Genomic DNA, 1,521 nt, shown 5'->3' on the forward strand with positions numbered 1-1,521 from the left:
TCTCAATACTTGCTGATGGTGAAGTGTTCTACTTTTCTTCTGGGTATGCAGATCTTGAAAAGGGCCAGTCTGCAAGTGAAAATACACTCTATGAGTTGGCCTCGGTGAGTAAAGCTTTTACTGGTATGGGGATTTTGCTATTGGAAGAGCAAGGGCTGCTATCAATGACTGACCCTATCCAAAAATATTTACCTTGGTTTACGTTAAAGTATCAAGGTAAACCTGTTGATATGCAAAACCTTACACTAAATAACTTTCTTCACCATACCAGCGGCCGAACAAATATTAGACATATTCAAAATATTCCACAAGGTAATACGCCTGATATGTTGCAAAAGACTGTGGAAACGCTGGTAGATGCAGAATTGGCGTTCTCTCCCGGTGAACAATATAAATATGGAACCGTTAATTATGACGTATTGGGTTTGGTTATTGAGATTGTATCACGACAAAGCTATGAAGACTTTATGAAGGAACAGGTATTTCTACCCTTAGGTCTTAACCAGACGTATGTTTATAAAGAAGATGCTCAAGCCACTGGACAGTTAGCACAGGGTTACCGTTCTTCCTTTTTTATAACAACTCCATTTAACGCTCCGGATTATGCTGGGAATAAACCTGCCGGCTATATCATTTCTAATACAAAAGATATGGCGCGTTGGATGGGCATACAGATGGGTATCGTGCAGGACATACCCGAAATATTTCACAGGGCCATCGAAAAATCACATAGGGGTGATATGTCTGTTTCGGCTGTCAATGATATGTATTATGCGGCAGGTTGGTCGGTAAACGCCGAACAAACGTTTATAGAACACACTGGGGGTAATCCAAATTTTAGTACCAAAGTAGCCATACTGCCAAATGAAAGAACAGCCATCTGCTTACTGAGCAACGGCACAAATACCAATATAAACCTGGTACTAAATGTTAAAAATATATTAAACGGCAATCTAACTCAGTCATATGAGATAAGCGGCACACAGCTGTTGGATATCATTTTGTCGTCTACCACAATTATTCTTTGCCTATTAGCCGTTCTGTTATTTTTCTTAGGATTAAGAAAAAGGAAAACGAATGAGCAGCAGCCAATGACAAAAAAGAGAACAATCGTAACAATTATTTTCCTAATCGCTACGATTGCCCAGTGTATAATGTTTTTTGCCTTCGATTGGTCAACGATACTTATTTGGCAAACATATAGTGTTCTTACAGCTTTAATTTCGTCAACATTATTAACAGCAAGCATTACTTGGTTTGTATATACTCACCGATTAGATGCCTCGGTCCGAAAATAAGTATAACGTTAAGTAAATAAATCTTAATTTATCGATATCCTTAATTTTAAAAAAAGAAGACACCTCGGTGTCTTCTTTAATGTCATCGACACTTCTCCTAGTTAAACCCACTTGCTATTTCTTCCACTAACCTGCCTCGTTAGTAGAAGAAGGATTTTTAAACAACTATATTATTTTTTAAATGACTTTATTGTAAATTAAACAACTTTATTATCTCTGTACA

At 37.3% G+C, this 1,521-nt stretch carries 1 protein-coding gene; it reads left to right on the plus strand.

Annotation, left to right across the window (positions count from 1 at the left end; translation table 11 throughout):
* The coding region (locus DN394_RS28355) for a serine hydrolase domain-containing protein (RefSeq protein ID WP_149294451.1) at positions 1 to 1,298 on the plus strand (1,298 nt) is incomplete at its 5' end.
* Between the last annotated feature and the right edge of the window lie 223 nt (positions 1,299 to 1,521).

The sequence above is a fragment of the Bacillus sp. BB081 genome (genome assembly GCF_008368895.1).
GTDB classification, from domain to species: Bacteria; Bacillota; Bacilli; order Bacillales; family Bacillaceae_G; genus Bacillus_A; species Bacillus_A wiedmannii.